At 63.2% G+C, this 19294-nt stretch carries 11 protein-coding genes; 4 read left to right on the top strand and 7 right to left on the bottom strand.

Annotation, left to right across the window (positions count from 1 at the left end; all coding sequences use genetic code 11):
* Positions 1-78: 78 nt before the first annotated feature.
* The gene (locus ACWAT4_RS25560; RefSeq protein ID WP_449728362.1) at positions 79-1782 is read right to left on the bottom strand and encodes a SulP family inorganic anion transporter; all 1704 of its coding nucleotides are present in this window, start codon (positions 1780-1782) and stop codon (positions 79-81) included.
* Positions 1779-2459: a YoaK family protein gene (locus tag ACWAT4_RS25565; RefSeq protein ID WP_212302622.1), complete on the bottom strand. Its 681-nt coding sequence runs from the start codon at positions 2457-2459 to the stop codon at positions 1779-1781. The genes ACWAT4_RS25560 and ACWAT4_RS25565 overlap by 4 nt, the downstream gene beginning before the upstream one ends.
* A gap of 137 nt (positions 2460-2596) precedes the next feature.
* Between ACWAT4_RS25565 and ACWAT4_RS25570 the strand changes: the two genes are divergently transcribed.
* The 3 genes from ACWAT4_RS25570 to ACWAT4_RS25580 are packed head-to-tail and all read left to right on the top strand — an operon-like array spanning position 2597 to position 5790.
* Positions 2597-4285 (top strand): aspartate:alanine exchanger family transporter, encoded by a 1689-nt coding sequence (locus tag ACWAT4_RS25570; protein WP_449728363.1) that lies wholly within the window; start codon positions 2597-2599, stop codon positions 4283-4285.
* Between the two features lie 9 nt (positions 4286-4294).
* On the top strand, positions 4295-5182 hold the full coding sequence (locus ACWAT4_RS25575) for an alpha/beta hydrolase family protein (RefSeq protein WP_212302399.1): 888 nt from the start codon (positions 4295-4297) through the stop codon (positions 5180-5182).
* Positions 5183-5205: 23 nt separating this feature from the next.
* Complete coding sequence (locus ACWAT4_RS25580; RefSeq protein ID WP_212302398.1) at positions 5206-5790, top strand: invasion associated locus B family protein; 585 nt, start codon at positions 5206-5208, stop codon at positions 5788-5790.
* 15 nt (positions 5791-5805) lie between these two features.
* On the opposite strand, the gene ACWAT4_RS25585 is transcribed toward ACWAT4_RS25580, so the two are convergent.
* Both ACWAT4_RS25585 and ACWAT4_RS25590 read right to left on the bottom strand, forming a co-directional pair.
* Complete coding sequence (locus tag ACWAT4_RS25585) at positions 5806-6174, bottom strand: response regulator transcription factor (protein WP_212302397.1); 369 nt, start codon at positions 6172-6174, stop codon at positions 5806-5808.
* Positions 6175-6306: 132 nt separating this feature from the next.
* Positions 6307-6930, bottom strand: coding sequence for a response regulator transcription factor (locus tag ACWAT4_RS25590; protein ID WP_212425594.1), 624 nt, complete (start codon positions 6928-6930; stop codon positions 6307-6309).
* A 309-nt stretch (positions 6931-7239) separates the two neighbouring features.
* Here ACWAT4_RS25590 and ACWAT4_RS25595 point away from each other — a divergent pair, with 309 nt between their 5' ends.
* Positions 7240-7923: a helix-turn-helix domain-containing protein gene (locus ACWAT4_RS25595; protein WP_212302395.1), complete on the top strand. Its 684-nt coding sequence runs from the start codon at positions 7240-7242 to the stop codon at positions 7921-7923.
* 70 nt (positions 7924-7993) lie between these two features.
* On the opposite strand, the gene ACWAT4_RS25600 is transcribed toward ACWAT4_RS25595, so the two are convergent.
* From ACWAT4_RS25600 to ACWAT4_RS25610, 3 genes are all read right to left on the bottom strand, one after another.
* Positions 7994-8443 (bottom strand): potassium channel family protein, encoded by a 450-nt coding sequence (locus ACWAT4_RS25600; RefSeq protein ID WP_212443937.1) that lies wholly within the window; start codon positions 8441-8443, stop codon positions 7994-7996.
* A 26-nt stretch (positions 8444-8469) separates the two neighbouring features.
* On the bottom strand, positions 8470-9591 hold the full coding sequence (locus ACWAT4_RS25605; RefSeq protein WP_212302621.1) for an AI-2E family transporter: 1122 nt from the start codon (positions 9589-9591) through the stop codon (positions 8470-8472).
* Between the two features lie 111 nt (positions 9592-9702).
* Positions 9703-19176, bottom strand: coding sequence for an alkaline phosphatase family protein (locus tag ACWAT4_RS25610; protein ID WP_449728365.1), 9474 nt, complete (start codon positions 19174-19176; stop codon positions 9703-9705).
* Positions 19177-19294: the final 118 nt, after the last annotated feature.

Genomic DNA, 19294 nt, shown 5'->3' on the forward strand with positions numbered 1-19294 from the left:
TCGCTCCATTGATCCAAGTCAACGGTCGCGTCCATTCTGACGGGCGACGGCATGTCGTTCGCAATGCAATACCGAGCGTCAGGCCGTTCGCTGCCCGGCGCTCGCCTGATCATCGCCAAGCAGGCCATCGAGCGAGCGCAGCCACTGACCACTGTCGGTCTTGTCCGCCAGCCCTTCGGCACGCAAGACGTCGCGAAGCTGTGCATGCGCCCCGACGATGCAGAAGGTCACCTTACGTGACGCAAGTTCGTCATGGAGATCGTGCAGCATGCGCGCGCCTGCCAGATCGATATAGGGCGAAGCCGAGAGGTCGCAGGCCACCAGATGGATGCCCGGCGAACTGCGGAGCGCGACCAGAACCGTCTCCAGGATCGTCTCGGCATTGATGTAGAGCAGCGAGGCTTCCGGGCGGAAGGCGATGATCCCGACCAGAGGCTCGACGCCTTCATGCCTTGCGCTGTCGGAATAGCGGCCGCTGCCGGGCAGACGGCCGAGAAACGCGACGTTTGGCCGCGATGCCCGCGCCAACAGCAGGAAGATCGATGCGATCGAGGCCAACAGCACGCCCTGGAGGATGCCGAGCAGCAGCACGGCGACAAGCGCAATTGCTGCCGCGTAGAAATCGATCCGGCTGACCCGCCACATCCGTACCAACGCGCGGACATCCACCAGCTTGTAGACGGCGGCAAAGACGATGGCCGCGAGCACTGCCTTGGGCAGGTTGGTGAGCAGCCCCGTGAAGAACAGAAGGCACAGCCCGAGCGTCACCGAGCAGATCACCAGCGCCAGCGGTGTCCGCGCCCCGGCGCTGTCGTTGACCGCCGATTGCGACAGACCACCGGCGACGGGATAACCGTGGCCAAAGGCCGCGGCGAGGTTCGCCGCGCCCAATCCGAGGAACTCCTGGCGAACATCGAGCGGATAGCCGTGCTTGGCAGCAAAGCTGCGGGCCGCCGATACGCCCTCGATATAAGCTAGGAGGACGCAGCCTGCCGTGAGCGGAAAGAGATCGTCGAATTCGAGCAGGCCGAAGGTGGGGACGGCTAGCGCCGGCAGCCCTTGCGGTATCTGCCCGGTGACGGGCACACCGAGGACCGGGAAGCCCAGCAATGTTGCCAGAATGATCGCGAGCGCAACGACGGTGATGCCGACGGGTTTACCCGGCAAAAGCCGCTCGCCGAGCAGGAGCAACAAGAGTGCGACTGCGCCGATGGCGAGCACGAGCGGATCGGTGGCGCCAAGCTGCCCGGCCAGCTTGATCGCTCGATCGAAAAAGTTATGGCCGCCACCGGCAACGCCAAGCAGGCTCGGCAATTGGCTCATGATGATGGTGAGCCCTGCCCCGGCCTTGAAGCCGACCAGGATGCTGTCGCTGACGAGCCGGACAAGGACGCTGAGCTTGAAGAGCCAGGCCAAGAAGCACAGGACTGCCACGGCAAAGGCTGTGAGGCTCGCGATCTGCGCGTAGCGCACCGCGTCTCCTCCGGCCAGCGCGCCGACCGTGCCTGCAATCATCAGGGAGATTGCCGAGGTCGGCCCGATCGCGAGCTGGCGCGATGACCCCAGCAAGGCGTAGCCGATACCGCCGAGCATGTAACCATAGACGCCGATCTGCGGCGGCAAACCTGCCAGCGCAGCATAGGCGAGCGAGACCGGGATGGCGTAAGCGGCAAGCGTGATGCCGGCGATCGCGTCGGAGGACAGCCATTCGCGTCGATAGGTGGCGAGCCACTCAGCCGGTGGGAAGAATCGAGTCCGGCCAGGATCGGAAGGCGAATTCATTCGACCATCTCACGTGGCATCGTTTCACAGCGCAACAGTACGATCAGCAGCGCAATCACGGGGAGACCGAGTGCAAGGTCGGGAATTGACTTGGTGGCGTACGCACCAGCAGCCGCACCGAAGCCGAACACCGCACACAACGCGAAGAATATACCGGATTTGCGCAGCGTCCCGAGCGGCGCACCGCCGTGCACGACCGCAAAAATGTTCTCGATGGCCTGTCGCATGTTGCCGGTAATCATCACCGTACTGCAAACGGTACCCTCGACCTTGACGAAGATGGCGGCTTGCATCGCCGCGATCAGAGAAATGCCGAGTGTTCCGGCCAGATCCGGCAGCCGGTTATGAAGGATCGCGATCACGATCAAGAGCAGAATCTCGATCAAGGTGCTGATCGCGCCAGCCCGGCCGCCCACCGCGCGGCGCAGCCAGGCCGCAATCACGATGCCGACCGCGAAGGCCAGGATCGGCGGCACGAAATGTAGTGCCTTCGCCCAGTTTCCGGCCGTCGCATAGACCCAGAGCAGGATCAAGTTGGCGGTCTGGGCATTCGCCATCACGCCGTGAATGATCCAGGTATAGGCGTCGACGAAGCCGCCGGCGAACGCCAGCAACAGGACGATCTCGACCGTTTCGTCACGGCGGATCGCACCGGCAGCGACGTCCATGGTGCTCATATCGGCGGGGCCGGCTGTCGCAAACTCATCATCACGCGAATTGACGTCGTGTTGCCCCCGCCGAGGCTTGATCTGGATCAAGCAATGTCCCCGCACCGCCAATCAAATCGCCGGAAAACGCCGGGAGATTTGCGACCATGGACACCGTCAGGTGGATCATCACCGCCGCACCGGAAATTTTCCTGCTGCTCGCCATTGCGATCGGCACCATTCTGGGCCGGATCAAAATACGCGGCTTCTCGATCGGCACCACCGCCTGCATCCTGATCGTCGCCGTCCTGATCGGGCAACTCGGCAGCTTCGCGTTTCCGGCGCTATTGCGGGTCGTCCTTTTCAGCCTGTTCGTGTTCACGATCGGCTACCGCTCGGGGCCTGAATTTTTTGCCTCGCTCAGCATCCGCACGCTGGCGCAGGTCGCCATGGCGCTCGTGCTTGGTGGCACCGGCCTCATCATTGTTCTGATGTTCGCCCGCATCTTCACGCTCGATCCCGGCACGGCTTCCGGCATTGCTGCAGGCGCGCTGACGCAATCCTCGATAATCGGCACAGCGTCCGGTGCGCTGGCCCAGCTCGGATTGCCCGGCGACTTGCTGAAACAGCAAGAGGCCAATATCGCGGCCGGATATGCCGTGACCTACGTGCTCGGTTACATCCTCACCCTGCTTTACGTCCCCTTCATCGCGCCAAGGCTGATGCGAATCGACCTGAAGGCCGAGGCGAAGAAGCTCGAGGCTGAACTCGCCGGCGGCGATCCGCCCAGAAGCGAAAACCTCTCCTATCGCAAATTCCAGGCCCGCGCCTACCGGGTGACCGCAGGCGCCGGCCGCACCGTCAAGTCCATCGAAGAGGAGATCGGAAGCCGCACAGTCGTCGAACGTATCGTCCGCGGGGGCGCGGACATCGAACCGCGTCAGGACGCCGTGCTGGAAGCGGGCGACGATATCGTCATTGCCGGCCGCACCGCGGTCATCGTCGCTGCGAGGCCCATCATCGGCACCGAGATCGATGCCGACGAGATCCTGAAGGCAGTGCCAGGCAATGTGGTCGAGGTGCTGGTCGACAACCGCCATCTTCACGGTCGATCGATCGCGGAAGTCGCCGCACGGGTGGGAGACGATGCGCGCGGTGTATTCTTGCGCAGCTTGATGCGTACCGGCCGCGAGGTCCCGCTGAGCACCGAGACGCGGGTCTATGTCGGGGATGTCATGACCTTGGTGGGCAGCACCCGCAACATCGAGCGGGCCGCCAAGGACGTCGGCCAGATCCTGCGTTCCGGCGACCGCACCGATATTGCGTTCCTCACCGCCGGCATTGCGGCCGGCCTGCTTGCAGGTCTCGTCAGCTTCAAGGTCGGGGGGATCGCATTGACGCTCGGCGGAGGCGGCGGCGCGCTGATCGCCGGGCTCGTCTGCGGCTGGCTGCGCGCGCGGCGCCCGACCGTGGGCGCATTGCCGCCCCAGGCGCAACAAACCCTGAGCGATCTCGGGCTTGGCGGCTTCATCGCCGCGATCGGGCTCGGCAATGGTGCGGCGGCCTGGGCGGCGATCCAGGCTCACGGGCTGTTGCTGGTCGGCATGGGGCTCGTCATCACGATCGTGCCGCTCGTCGTCGCGACGCTGTTTGCGCGTTATGTGCTCCACATGAATCCGGTGGTGACCTGCGGCGCGCTGGCCGGCGCCATGACGGTCGATGCCGCGGTCACAGGTGCGTGCGATGTCGCCGAAAGCCAGACCCCGGTGCTCGGCGTCGCCGTTCCCTATGCAGTCGGCAATGTCATCCTCACCGTGCTCGGGCCGATCATCGTCGCTCTCACCTATACCGGCTGAGGACCTACGATGTTCGCGCCCGTGACGGCAATCCTCCGACACCTCGCAGCAATCGTGCTGCTGACCGTGATGATTGCGGCGCCCGCCCGCGCCGAGGATGACGTTCGCATCCAGGAAGAAGTCTGGACCCTCCCCCTGCCGCTGCCGATGTTCGCCTATCTGGCGCGCCCGGCCGGCGACGGCCCCTTCCCGTTGGTGATCATGAACCACGGCGTTTCGCTCAAACCGACCGACCGCAGCTTGTTTCCGCTGGTCGAATTCCGCGACGCCGCCAAATGGTTCGCCAAGCGGGGCTATCTCGTGGTGGCGCCGGTCGGCAGCGGTTATGGCGCAGCCGCCATCGACATTCCCGAGCGTGCCTTGTTTGGCCCGTTCTTCTCCAAGGTCGGCAAATGCACCAATCCCAACTTCCATGATGCGGGCCTTGCGATCGCGCAGGTCGACCTCTGGATCATCGACTATTTATCGGCCGAGAAGCGGATCATCCCCAAGGACGTGGTCGTGGTCGGGCAGTCTGCCGGCGGCTGGGCCTCGATCGCCTTGTCGAGCGTGAACCCGCCCCAGGTGAAGGCCATCATTGTCTTCGCCGGAGGCCGCGGCGGGCGGGTCGACGGCAAGCCGAACAACAATTGCGCACCCGACAAGCTGGTCGAGGCCACCGCGGATTTCGGCCGTACATCGCGCGTGCCGATGCTGTGGATCTACATCGGGAACGACACGTTTTTCGGTCCCGAACTGTCGAAGCGCATGCACGCCGCCTTCGCCGCCGGCGGCGGCCGGGCCGAATATCATCTGATGCCGCCGTTCGGCAATGAGGGGCATTTCTTCCTCGGTTCGCCGGACGCGGTTCCGCTCTGGTCGCCGCTGGTTGCCAAGTTCCTCGATGCGCAGAAGTGAGCTCGACTCTCGGAGATGCGATCATGTCTCGCCCTCTTCATTCTCTCCCCGGTCTCCTGACCGTCGCGATGATAGCGACCGCGACGAGCCCGGCCACGGCCGCGCCGAAAGCGGCGCAAGCCGCGACGGCCGCGGAGGTCGCAACGCGCGGTCAGCGCGAAGCCAAGGACATCACCTATGGCGACTGGCAAAAACTCTGCTTCAAAGCCGGCGGTGCGCCAACGCTGTGCCGGACCTCCGTCACAGGTAAGTTCCCGACCGGACAGACGGCCGTGCGCGTCGATCTGATCGAGCGCGAGGACGCACCCACCGCCCGGCTGCAGCTGTTCGTTCCTGCCGGCATGTACCTGCAACAGCCGCCCAAGCTGAGCATCGACGGAAGGCCCCCTATCCGCGTGCCCTACACCTGGTGCCTGTCGAATCTATGCATCGCAGCCAACGTAGCGCCGCCGCAGGTCGTCAAGGAGATGGAGGCCGGCAAGGCGCTGACGCTCGAACTCGTCGACGCGAACCTCCTTGCCGTGACGACTGCGATTCCACTAACGCAGTTCGCCGCCGCCCACAAGGGCGCGCCGGCGAAGACGCTGGAGCAATATGTCGAGGAGTGACGTGCTTGCGCTACCCTAGGCGGCCGTGGCGCGCGTCACCGACTCGATCAGGGCGTCCGCGGAAAACGGCTTGGTCAGATAAGCAACGCAGCCCGATGCGGTTGCCGCAGCGCGGCTTGCGGCGCTGTCGTTGCCGGTGATGTAGATCACGGGCGCAGTGACGCCCTTCTCCGACAGCCTTTGGCGCAGATCGATGCCCGACTTTCGGCCGATATTGATGTCGAGGACGATGCAGATCGCCTTTTCGAATCCGCCGTGATCCAGCAAGGCGCTCGCGGACTCGAACAGCGTCGCGACAAAGCCATGCTCGCGCAGCACCCTGAACATGCTCATCCGGATGGATGGATCATCATCGACGATGAAAACGGAACGGGGTATCGGCACAGCGGCGATCTCCTGGGCGGAATCGGGCAAAATGATCCGCCACCCCTGCACGGCAGCACCGCGAGAGCGGATTTCCTATTGTCCCTTCGGGAAGTCACGCCGGTGGAACCGTGCGATTTGGCAACAGATCAGCTAGTAGCCGTTCGTATCGAGCATCCCAAGCCGCTCCGCGATCGAAACGAGTTCCGCAAGCGAATGAACCTGCATCTTCTCCATCACCTGATGGCGATGCGCCTTCACGGTGCGCTCGGTGGTTCCGAGCTCATACGCGATCTGCTTGTTGATCCGGCCACGCACGATGAGATCGAACACCTGTCGCTCGCGCTGCGTCAGCGTGGCCAGATGACCGCGAAACGCATCGAGCCTGCTGCGCTGGACGCGTGACGCCCGCTGACTGGCCAATGCGCGCTCGATTGCCTCGATCAGCTGCTCGGAGGAGATCGGTTTGGTCAGGAAGTCTTCCGCACCCGCCTTGATTGCCCGCACGGTGGTCGGCGTATCTGCATGCCCGGTCAGGAAGATGATCGGCAAAGTCGAGCCGGACTCGATCAATCGCGCCTGCAAATCCGGACCGCTCAGTCCGGGTATCCGCACGTCGAGCAGGATGCATCCCGCCTGCTCGTCATTCGGCGCGGACTCCAGCAACGCTTGTGACGACGCATAAGTGGCGACGTCGTAGCCCGCAAGCTTCAGCCGGCGTTCGATCGCCGTACGAAAGGACTCGTCGTCATCGACTATGTGAACGAGGCCCGGCACCTTCCACCTCTAGCGCAATTCCAATGAGGACCGTCGAGGTCCTCCCAGCCCGAAAATTCATCCTCAACAGTTTGCTGATCGAAATATCTGCTTCGCAATGAGCCAAATTCCCGCAGCCTCAGCGCTTTCTCATCCTGCGCACGAGCCGCCTGCGCTGTCCCTTGGTACAATGAACCTTGGGACAATGGATTGAACCACTGCCGGAGTCGTAAATCAACTTCGGCCGGAGTGGGATAGCGCGGCGCATTTCCGACTAAAGAATAATTTCGTCTGACGGACCAATTCGGCGGTGAGCTGAGGAGTTGGCCTATGTTTGTTCGCATCACCACGGATTCCATCCCACGCCCCAATTCCCTTCGCGACCTCGGCATGAGAAGTGAATCAAATGCGATGGTCAGTTTAAGCGAATTTTCCTACCGGAAGGGAACCGAGATCTACGGCGAGAAAGAGCCGGCCGACTATGTGTACCAGGTCAAGTCCGGCGCGGTGCGGAGTTACAAGCTGCTATCGGACGGCCGGCGGCAGATCGGCGCATTCCACCTCGTCGGCGACATCTTCGGGCTCGAAAATGGCGGCGAGCACCGGTTCACGACTGAAGCGATCGTCGACACAACCGTACGCCTCGTGAGGCGGCAAAGCCTTGAAACGGTGGCCCAGAGCGATGCCATGGTGGCCCAAAATCTCCTGAGCATGACCACGAACAATCTCCAGCATGCCGAAGATCACATGCTGTTGCTCGGACGTAAGACCTCGCTCGAGCGGGTCGCGGCCTTCCTGCTCGAAATGGACAAGCGGCTGACAGCGGCGGGCGTCATGGCGCTGCCGATGTCGCGACGCGATATCGCCGACTACCTCGGCCTGACACTGGAAACCGTCTCGCGCGCTCTGTCACGCCTGCATGAACTCGGCGTTCTCGGCTTCGTGGGCAACACCCAGCGCCAGATCGTGCTGCTCGACCGGCAGCAGCTCGCCGGGCTGGATCTGCAGCCGTGAACTGCAGCTCGAGCCGTCCGCAAGAGGCTCCGATACTGTCATACCATGCATTTTGCTCCCGTTCATCGGCTCAAGGCCGCGTAAATCCCGGTGCCTTGGCGGCTTCGAAATGGTCGAGCGTCTTGCGGAGAACCTCGAACAGCACGGCCGCCGACCATCCAAACAGCAGCACCCCGTTCATGGCCGTCAGGGGACCAATGAGCCGCCATTCGCGCACAGGCGTGATATCGCCGTAACCCAGAGTCGTATAATTGACGAAGGCAAAATAGAGCAATCCCTGCTCGGCGGCGGCCACGCCGATGATGGCGTAAGTCGCGGCCCACACGAACACTTCCAGCATGTGCGCGATCATGAGCACCACGGCGGTTGCCATCATCACGCCCATCAAATGCGATCGCGGCCGCGCCGGATGACGCAGACCCGCGCGGCGGGCAATGTCGATGGCGACGACGGTCATCAGCGCGTGCAGCCCGATACTGATCAGGCTCACCAGCATGGCGACGAGAAACTGGAGCATCATCCGTTCCCCCCCCATTCGGCTGGCGGTCAATGGTGGATCACGGTGGTTTTTGCCTCGGCAACCCAGACCTCGTCAGGCGGCACCGGTGCAACGCGATCAATACGGACCCACGCCGCTGCAAGCTCCCAGGCGACCGAAAGGATGATCGGACCGATGAAGAGGCCGATGATTCCATGCGCGAGCGTTCCACCGATCACGCCAACCAGAATGACCAGGGTGGGCGTGCCCAGCCCCCGCCCCATGACCAGCGGCTTCAGAACGTTGTCGAGCAGCCCAACGACGACGAGATAAGCCGTCAGCAGCAAGGCGGTGGTCACGTCCTTGTCCATCCAGATCCAGATCACGACCGGAAGAAGGACGATGGCCGCACCGATCTGGACGATCGACAGCAACAGCACGATGACGGCGAGCAGCCCCGCGCTCGAGATAGCGGCAAGCTTGAAGCCGATCCCCGCGAGTAGCGCCTGTATGATCGCGACGCCGATGACGCCCTGCGAGACTGCGCGGATGGTCGCTCCCGCCAGTTCCAGGAAGTGCTCGCTCTGGTCCGGCACGATGCGCGTCAGAAACGCGCGGAGCGCGGCGACAAGCTGTGCCCCGTATGGATGCAGGAATCCGGCGACGAGCACCGACAGCAGGAACTGGAGCATTCCAACACCGGTATCACCGGCGAACGACAGCATCATCCCGGCGATCGGCTTCAGATACGGCAGCACATCACGCAACACCGCGCGAATGTTGGTATAGGCTTGATTCCATAAATCGTAGAGCTGCGGGCCGATCAACGGCCAATTCCTGATCTGCTCCGGCGCCGCCTGGAGCACGAGATCTCCGCTGCCGATCTGGCCGGCAATATCTTTGAGGCCCTCAACGGCGCTCAGACCGAGCCACGCGGCAGGACCGATGACGACGCCCAGCGTGACGACGGTGAGAACGGCCGAGGCGACATAGGGGCGGTCGCCGAGCCGTTCGGTGAGCCACGCAAAGACCGGACGAAACGCCACCGCCAACACCGCGCTCCAAGTCAGGATCGGCACGAACGGACGAATGAGGAGGAACGTCCAGAAGATCAACAGCCCCAGCAATCCAATTCGAATCAAGAGCTGGACAATGTCGTCCGCGGACAGAAGCTGGCGAAGCGTTTTCAAGCCTTGTTGCCTCCTGCTCGACGGCCGGCATGCTACCCGCTAGCTAGGCGTGCGGCCCGCTTCTGAGGCTTGATCCAGATCAAAGCGAACGTTCGAGCGCTGAGCCGCGGCTCATCCTGTGTGAAGATGGGAAGCAGCCAGGAAGGCCGAAGTCTCACCAATTGCTCCAATTGTTGGATAAGGAGTCGAATGGAGTGGGCCAAAGCCGACTCCCTGGAAGCCGGCTGCTGCAAATTGATCCATCAGTGCTGCAAGATGGTCGATATGCCCCGGGTCCGTGCTCGAACCGACGCTTGGGCCAAGCGGCGAAGGCGCCGGCGGATCGGTCATTGTCATGGTCTGTGGCGCCGATGTCGCGGCTTCGCCTGGGGTCGTGTTGCTCGCCGTCACCGTGAACGTTGCGACCGGGTGGTCGGTGCCCGTATAGCTCGACGACAGCGTCAGCCCGGTGAGCGGTTGGCCTATCGCGGAGGTGCCCTCAGCAATGGTCCAAGTGTAGGTTCCATCGGATTGAAGGGCGCTCGTGACGGCGTTTCCGGCCGGAGCCGTGATCGACTCATAACTTGGCAAGCCGCTGATGCTCAGCGACAGTTGATCGTCGGAGTCGACGGGCGTCGCGGTGATGCCCAGCGGCACGGATCCTCCGGCCTGCACCGTCAGCGAACTGCTGCTGATGGCCAATGCCGGACTCTCGGGCACCGCGTCCTGGTCCACCGTCGTCAGCGCGGCCGCCCCGGCGGGCGTCCCAAACACTTGAATGGGAGCCGCTGTCGCGGCGTTGTTGGGCGCGGTCAGGCCCAACGAAGCAGTGATCGTGCTCAGAAGATTGTAGTGATTGTAGGCGGTGCTGTAATTTCCGGACACCACGTTGGCGCCATACAGGAGAGTAGGAACCTTGTTGGAATTAACCTCGGAGCTCGAATCGTCATTTTCGTCCCAGGTCACGATCAGCAGCGAATTGTTGTTGACCGCCCACTGAGCATAGGCGCTCAGGTTTTGCTGAAGCCATGTATCGCCTTGCGCGATCGTCCCGTTGTGCATGTCGTTACTGACGCTGGGAATGACGAACGAGACGGTCGGCAGGCTCGAATAATTGCCGTTAGCAAAAAGCGATGGGAAGCTGGTGAAGTCCGTTTGAACCGTGCGCCCCTCCGGGAATGAAACCCAGGGGTCATGATTGAAGTCACTGCCAATCCCGCCCTCGTCCACATAGCCCGTGAACGAATAACCCGCGCCTTTCAGCACCGTGTACAGCGTCGGATCCGGAAGACTGTAGGAGTTGTCATCGGTGGTGCCGAACGTCGAGCCGGCATACATGACAAAATAGTTCGGTTGGCTTGGATGAGCCTCCGCCGTCATGTTGGTCAGCGATGCGCCGCCGGCCATGAGGCTGTTGATGTAGGGTGCCTGGCTGCTGCCGGCGATCTCGTCATAGTTGTGGTTTTCCTCGACGACGACGACGATGTGGCTGTAGCTGGGTACGCCGGTGTTGGTCGTGGTCGGGTTGACCTGCAGGGTGCCGGCGGGATTGTAGTTGGCCGCACCGGCCAGGTTGGCCGCATTGCCGGCTCCATCACTGACGATGGCGCCGTTGAGGTTGAGCGACGAGATGGCCAGATCGGACGTCGTCTGGCCTGCTGCCACCGTGTAGCGGAAGGTGAGCGCGGTGCTGCCCGAACCGCTGATGTAGCTCGCCGTGCCGCCGTCGTTGAGCGCGAGCGTCGGCGTGCCGCCGGTGGTATTGACGGTCACGGCTTCGCTGAGATTGACGGTCAAGGTGACGACCTGGCCAGTGGTCACACTGCCGCTGCCGTTGGTGATGCCGGTGCCGGTCGCGACGATCGAGGCGATTGTCGGCACCGTCGTGTCGATCTGCAGAATTCCGGCCGGGTTGGAGTTGGTAGCGCCCGCCAGGTTGGCGGCGTTGCCGTTGCCGTCGATGATGGTCGCGCCGTTGAGGGCGAGCGACGAGACGATGAGATCGGCGGTGTTCTGGCCTGCCGCCACCGTGTAGCTGAAGGTGAGCGCTGTGCTGCCCGAGCCGCCGGTGAAGCTCGCCGTGCCGCCATCGTTGAGGGTGAGCCTCGGGGTGCCTCCCGCGGTATTGACCGTCACGGCTGCACTGAAGTTGACCGTCAGAGTGACCGCCTTGCCTGCATTGAGATCGCCGGCGCCGTTGGTGATACCGGTGCCGGAGGTCGCGATCGAGGCAATCGTCGCGGGCGGCCTGTTGATCTGCAGGATGCCGGCGGGATTGTAGTTGGTGGCGCCCGCCAGATTGGCGGCGTTGCCGGCGCCATCGTTGACGATCGCGCCATTGAGGTTGAGCGACGAGATAGTCAGATCGGCCGTGGTCTGGCCCGCCGCCACCGTGTAGCTGAAGGTGAGCGCTGTGGTGCCGGAGCCGCTGATGTAGCTCGCCGAGCCCCCATCGTTGAGGGCGAGCGTCGGCGTGCCGCCGGCGGTGTTGACCGTCACGGCCTCGCTCAGATTGACGGTCAAGGTGACGACCCCGCCGGTATTCACGTTGCCGGTGCCGCTGGTGATGCCGGTCCCGGTGGCGACGATCGAGGCGATCGTCGGCGCCGTCGTATCGATCTTGAGCGTGCCGGACGGATTGGCGTTGGTGGCGCCTGACAGAGTGGCGGCGTTGCCGGCGCCGTCAGCGATGGTCGCGCCGTTGAGGGCGAGCGACGAGACGATGAGATCGGCAGTGTTTTGTCCTGCCGCTACCGTGTAGCTGAAGGTGAGTGCTGTGCCGCCCGAGCCGCTGACGTAGCTCGCCGTGCCGCCATCATTGAGGATCAGCGTCGGCGTGCCGCCGGTGGTGTTGACAGTCACCGCCTCGCTGAAATTGACCGTCAGCGTGACGACTTTGCCGGAATTGAGATTGCCGCTGCCGCTGGTGATGCCGGTGCCGGTCGCAACGATCGAGGCAATCGTCGGCGCCGCGGTGTCGATCTGCAGGGTGCCGGCGGGATTGTAGTTGGTCGCACCCGTCAGATTGGCAGCAATGCCGTTGCTACCGGTGATGGTCGCGCCGTTGAGATTGAGCGCCGAGATGATGAGATCGGCGGTGTTCTGGCCTGCGGCCACCGTATAACTGAAGGTGAGCGCGGCGCTCCCCGAACCGCCGGTGTAGCTCGCCGTGCCGCCATCATTGAGCGCAAGCGACGGCGTGCCGCCGCTGGTGTTGACCGTTACGGCGGCGCTGAAGTTGACCGTCAGCGTGACCACCTTGCCGGCATTGAGATTGCCGACGCCGTTGGTGATCCCGGTTCCGGAACTGGCGATCGACGCAACCGTCGCCGCCGTCGGGTTGACTTGGAGGACGCCAGCGGGATTGTAGTTGGTTGCGCCTGAGAGGTTGGCGGCGTTGCCGGCGCCGTCGTTGATTACCGCGCCGTTGAGGTTGAGGGCCGAGATGGCCAGATCGGACGTGGCCTGGCCCGCCGCGACCGTGTAGCTGAAGGTGAGCGCGGAGCTGCCGGTGCCGCCGGCATAGGTCGCCGTACCGCCATCGTTGAGGGTGAGCGTCGGCGTGCCGCCGGTGGTATTGACCGTCACGGCTTCGCTGAGATTGACGGTCAAGGTGACGACCTGGCCAGTGCTCACACTGCCGGTGCCGTTGGTGATGCCGGTCCCGGTCGGGACGATCGAGGCGATTGCCGGCGCCGTGGTGTCGATCTGCAGGATGCCCGCCGGATTGGAATTGGTCGCACCCGTCAGGTCGGCCGCAAGGCCGTTGCCGCCGGTGATGGTCGCGCCGTTGAGGGCGAGAGACGAGACGATGAGATCGGCGGTGTTCTGGCCTGCGGCGACCGTATAACTGAAGGTGAGCGCGGCGCTCCCCGAACCGCCGGTGTAGCTCGCCGTGCCGCCATCATTGAGCGCAAGCGACGGCGTGCCGCCGCTGGTGTTGACCGTTACGGCGGCGCTGAAGTTGACGGTCAGCGTGACCACCTTGCCGGCATTGAGATTGCCGACGCCGTTGGTGATCCCGGTTCCGGAACTGGCGATCGACGCAACCGTCGTCGCCGTCGGGTTGACTTGGAGGACGCCGGCGGGATTGTAGTTGGTGGCGCCTGAGAGGTTGGCGGCGTTGCCGGCGCCGTCGTTGATTACCGCGCCGTTGAGGTTGAGGGCCGAGATGGCCAGATCGGACGTGGTCTGGCCCGCCGCCACCGTGTAGTTGAAGGTGAGCGCGGAACTGCCGGTGCCGCCGGCATAGGTCGCCGTACCGCCATCATTGAGGGTGAGCGTCGGCGTGCCGCCGATGGTATTGACAGTCACGGCTTCACTGAGATTGACGGTCAAGGTGACGACCTGGCCGGTGCTCACATTGCCGGTGCCGTTGGTGATGCCGGTCCCGGTCGGGACGATCGAGGCGATTGTCGGCGCCGTGGTGTCGATCTGCAGGATGCCCGCCGGATTGGAATTGGTCGCACCTGTCAGGTCGGCCGCAAGGCCGTTGCCGCCGGTGATGGTCGCGCCGTTGAGGTTGAACGCCGAGATGATGAGATCTGCGGTGTTCTGCCCTGCCACGACCGTGTAGCTGAAGGTGAGCGCCGTGCTCCCCGAACCGCCGGTGTAGCTTGCCGTGCCGCCATCATTGAGCGCGAGCGACGGCGCGCCGCCGCTGGTGTTGACCGTCACGGCCGTACTGAAGGTCACGGTCAGCGTGACCACCTTGCCGGCGTTGAGATCGCCGGCACCAGCGGTGATGCCGGTGCCCGAGGCCGCGATCGAGGCGACCGTCGCCGCCGTCGGGTTGACCTGCAGGGTGCCGGCGGGATTGTAGTTGGTTGCGCCTGAGAGGTTGGCGGCGTTGCCGCCGCCGTCGTTGATCACAGCGCCGTTGAGGTTGAGCGCCGAGATGGCAAGATCGGACGTGGTCTGGCCTGCCGCCACCGTGTAGCTGAAGGTGAGCGCAGTGCTGCCCGAGCCGCCGGTATAGCTCGCTGTGCCGCCATCATTGAGGGTGAGCGTCGGCGTGCCGCCGCTGGTGTTGACCGTCACGGCTTCGCTGAGATTGACGGTCAAGGTGACGACCTGGCCGGTGCTCACATTGCCGGTGCCGTTGGTGATGCCGGTCCCGGTCGGGACGATCGAGGCGATTGTCGGCGCCGTGGTGTCGATCTGCAGGATGCCCGCCGGATTGGAATTGGTCGCACCCGTCAGGTCGGCAGAAATGCCGCCGCCACCGGCGATGATCGCGCCGTTGAGGTTGAACGCCGAGATGATGAGATCAGCAGTGTTCTGCCCTGCCCCTACCGTGTAGCTGAAGGTGAGCGCAGTACCGCCCGAACCGCCGGTGTAGCTCGCCGTGCCGCCATCATTGAGCGCGAGCGACGGCGTGCCGCCGCTGGTGTTGACCGTCACGGCCGAACTGAAGTTCACCGTCAGCGTGACCAGCTTTCCGGCATTGAGATCGCCGGCGCCGCTGGTGATGCCGCTACCCGAGGTCACGATCGAAGAAACCGTCGGTGCCGTTGCCGCGGAACCCTGGACGGCGATCTGAGCGACCACCGTCTGCCACCAGCCGTTGGCAACGTATTCGTTCGATATCCAGAACCCGTTTGGGTTGTTCGGATCGGCGATTGCCGTCGAATAGGTCCCCCAACGCTGGTCGTTCAGGCTTCCGGAATTGAGAAACGTTGTGCTCGCCTGGTAAAGCGTCGGCGCGCTGAAGGCGGAAGTCCCGGCGCCGAGCACCATGTAATAGTCGGCAGGATACATGTTCGACCCTGAGGCCGAGAAATTGATGAGCACGTCACCATTGTTGTCGACCGCGATCGAAGGGTTGAACACGGCGACGCCCGTGCCGAGGAACGCGCCGGAAATGACGTTCCCGATGACATATTGCGGATTCGCGGGATCGGTGACGTCGAGCTTGAACCACTCGATTTGTGCGGGCGCCCCTGCGCTCGGCATGACTTCGCTCACGCCGTAGACGTAGTTGTGTCCTCCGGAGGAGGTGTAAGCAAGGCTTTGGATGCGCCCGTCGTTAATGTCGAGCTTCTTGGTCGTGCCCAACTGCGCGACGGTGAAATTGCTTCCGCCCCCTCCCACATCTGCGTCGCCGAGAAAGATCGTTTGGGTCCCGCTGAAGCCATTCGTCGGATCGTAGGTTTGATATGCGAGCGCAGTCTCCCTCGCGGTCGAACGGGCGCTCAAATAGTAGGTCACCCCGTTGTCGCCGGCGACGTTGCGCATGATGCTGGCGGTCCCAGGCACGATAGTGCTGGCGTCAGGCGTGATCGCGTGGTTTCCAGCAGCGATGACGCTGCTTTCGTTGACGACGAATTCGCCGTTGCTGTAGCCGCCTCCCGCGTCCAAGAATTCGGGCGCGGAGATGTAGATTTTGCCGTTGCTGACCGACAGATAGGGCATGTCCGACTGGGTCGTGTTGCCGTTGGACGTGTCGATCGAAGCCAGGTACCAGCCGTGACTCGGATTGCTATCCACCGACACGGCAATATCGATATTGGTGCCGAAATTCCCGCCTCCGGGTTGAAAATTATCCACGGTGACCACGTAGCGGCCGGTCGTACTGTCATAGGCGGCGCGCGCGTCGAGGAGAGCGTTGTCAAGCGTGCCGCCAAGCGGCGCGAACAGGCTATACAGTGACCCGTTGGATACGATTGGATTGCCGCTCAGGTCGGTTATCGCGTAGTGAGTGGTCTCCGCGGTGAAAATGTAATTCGGTCCTACCGCCAACGCATTTTGGGGCGGATTGTTGGTCGGGTCGGACAATCCGGAAAATGACCGAGTGACCGAGGTTGACGCCCTCGCCGGCGTCGCCGAATAGAAATCGAGCGCCGGTACGCCGGCGCTGGCGCCGATCGCTGTAGCGCCGTAAAGGCTTTCGATCGTGGCAAGCAGGGAATAGGGATCCGCCGGTGAATCGTTGACGGTTCCGGCCGGGACACCGGCGCCGACGACAATTGCCGCAACGTGATTGGGATAGGTCACCGCTGGATTGGTGTTGTTTTCGTCGAAAGTGACGATCAGCACCGAATTGTTGGCCTGCGCCCAGGCCGCGTAGGCAGAGAGATTGGCCTGGACCCAGGCATCGCCCGCCGGAATCCCGCCGCCGTTGTCGCTGGTCGGCGTCATGTTGTCGGCGTCGTTGGGCGAAACATAGGAGACCGTCGGAAGGTTGGCGAAGCCGGCCGCGGTCTGAGGAAAAGTGCTGAAATCGTGAGCGGTGTTGACCGAATTGGCGAAGTGGATCCAAGGCTGGCGTTCGGGATCGGCCGTGGTTTCGGCGTAACCGCCGAAGGTGTAACCGCTGGCGGCGAGCGTGCTTGCCAACGTCGGTACGCTGGCCGGAATCTGTGGAAACGTGCCGTTGTTGGTAATGCCCTGAGTCGAGCCGGAAAACAGGGCAATGTAGTTGGGCTGGCTCGGATGGGTCACACCGTTATAGTTGGTGAGCAACATCCCCTGGGCGATCAGCGAGTTCAGGTAAGGCGCCTGGGAACTACCTACGATGTCGGAGTAGTTCTCGTTTTCCAGGGAAAGGACGACGATGTGGCTGGGTTTGGTGGCGGTGCTCGAGTTGACCTGAAGGGTGCCCGCGGGATTGTAGTTGGTGGCGCCCGACAAGTTCGCGGCGTTGCCGGCTCCGTCGTTGATGGTTGCACCGTTGAGGTTGATGGCCGAGATGGCGAGATCGGCAGTCGTCTGCCCCGCCGCAACCGTGTAGCTGAAGGTGAGCGCGGTGCTGCCCGAGCCGCCGGTGTAGCTCGCCGTACCGCCATCATTGAGCGTGAGCGTCGGCGTGCCGCCGCTGGTATTGACCGTCACCGCCTCGCTGAGATTAACGGTCAAGGTGACGGCCTGCCCGGTGCTCACGCTGCCGGTGCCGTTGGTGATGCCGGTGCCGGAAGCCACGATCGAGGCAATCGTCGGCGCCGTGGTGTCGATCTGCAGGATACCGGCCGGATTGTAATTGGCGGCCCCCGCGAGGTTGGCGGCAGTGCCGCTGCCATCGACGATGGTCGCGCCGTTGGGGTTGAACGATGAGATGATGAGATCGGCGGTGTTCTGCCCCGCAGCCACCGTGTAGCTGAAGGTGAGCGCGGTGCTCCCCGAACCGCCGGTGTAGGTCGCCGTGCCGCCGTCGTTGAGGGTGATCGTCGGCGTTCCGCCGCTGGTGTTGACCGTCACGGCTGCACTGAAGTTGACCGTCAGTGTGACCGCCTTGCCGGCATTGAGATCGCCGGCTCCGCTGGTGATGCCGGAGCCCGATGTCACGATCGAAGAAACCGTCGGTGGGATTGCGGCTGAACCCTGAATGGCGATGCGGGCGACCGACGTCTGCCACCAGCCGTTGGCGACATATTCGTTCGAGATCCAGAACGAGTTCGGATTATTCGGGTCGACCGTCGCCGATGAATTGAGACCCCAGCGCTGCACGCTGGATCCGTCGCCCGAGTTGAAGAAACTGGTGCTCGCCTGATACAGGACGGGCGCACTGAACGAACCCGTGGGGTCGCCGCCCCCCTGGAAAACGTAGTAGTCCGCCGGGTACATGTTCGGTCCACTGGCGGTAAAGTTGATGATGATATCGCCTGCTGCGTCCACCGCGATCGAAGGATTGAACGTCGCGACACTGGTGCCGATTGCGGCGCCGGAGATGTCGCCTTGCGCCACGAGGGAAGGAGCATTGGGATTGCTGACGTCGATCTTGAACCAATGGACCAGAGGCACGCTGGATCCGCTCGGCTTCATCTCGGCCACGGCGTAGAGGAAGCCGTTGGCATAGACCATGCTGGCAATCCGCTTATCGCCGCCGTCGAGCAGAAGGCTCGTCCCCAACTGCTGGGCGGTGTAGGCGCCACCCTGGTCGATATTGCCGAGATTGACCGTGCTGGTGGTGCTGAACGTATTCGTGGCCTTGTCGTAGGTCTGCAAGGCAACGACGATCTGACCTCCGTTGGAGAAATCGCTGGCATAGTAAGTCTTGCCGTTGCTGCCGGATGCGACGGCGAAGATGCCCTGGCTCGACGACATGACCTCGCTCGTGGTCAAGCTCAACGTGCCGCCGCCATAGATGCCACCGCCAGCGCCGGCTGTATCGCCGATGATCCAATTTTCCGTACCGGCATAACCGGACGCACTGAGATTGTACTGTGGCGCGCTGATGTAGACGTTCGAACCATCGACCGCCAGCATCGGCCGATCGGAGCCGGTTGTCTGGCCGCCGAGTGTGACGGTTGTATTGAGCTGCGAGAAGGTCCAGCCGTCGTTGGGATTGGCATCCTTGGAGACCGCAATATCGATGCTGGTCGCGGTCCCGCCCGGCGCCAGGTACTGCATAATCGCGACAAAGCGCTGATTGACGCTGTCGTATATGACACGCGGATCATAGAGGCCGCCGGTGGGCGATAGCGGCGAGAAGAAGCTATAGACAGACTGGAGCGTTGGGGATCCGCCGGTCAGGTCCGTCCATTCGATCCTCGACCCCTCGACCATCACGACATAGTTCGGCCCAATGGCGAGACCGTTGTACGGGGGAGAGGTGCTGGTGGTGGATGGCCCGGAGAACAGCGTTTGGATGCTCGAGGAATAGCTCACGGTAATGCTCCCTCTGGCCGAATCTGAACTTCATCAATCTCGTTGCCGGAGAAACCTCGGCAACGCCGCACCAAGATTCACTGAAGCCCGCCGCATTCACCCGAGCTCTGAAATCCAA

It is taken from the genome of Bradyrhizobium sp. T-1 (assembly GCF_053592855.1).

What these genes read in the sequence shown, in the direction of transcription:
- ACWAT4_RS25580 (WP_212302398.1), top strand. Translation starts at nt 5,206, where the DNA reads ATGTCTCGCCCTCTTCATTCTCTCCCCGGTCTCCTGACCGTCGCGATG.
- ACWAT4_RS25595 (WP_212302395.1), top strand. Translation starts at nt 7,240, where the DNA reads ATGTTTGTTCGCATCACCACGGATTCCATCCCACGCCCCAATTCCCTT.
- ACWAT4_RS25560 (WP_449728362.1), bottom strand. Translation starts at nt 1,782, where the DNA reads ATGAATTCGCCTTCCGATCCTGGCCGGACTCGATTCTTCCCACCGGCT.
- ACWAT4_RS25570 (WP_449728363.1), top strand. Translation starts at nt 2,597, where the DNA reads ATGGACACCGTCAGGTGGATCATCACCGCCGCACCGGAAATTTTCCTG.
- ACWAT4_RS25575 (WP_212302399.1), top strand. Translation starts at nt 4,295, where the DNA reads ATGTTCGCGCCCGTGACGGCAATCCTCCGACACCTCGCAGCAATCGTG.
- ACWAT4_RS25565 (WP_212302622.1), bottom strand. Translation starts at nt 2,459, where the DNA reads ATGAGCACCATGGACGTCGCTGCCGGTGCGATCCGCCGTGACGAAACG.
- ACWAT4_RS25600 (WP_212443937.1), bottom strand. Translation starts at nt 8,443, where the DNA reads ATGATGCTCCAGTTTCTCGTCGCCATGCTGGTGAGCCTGATCAGTATC.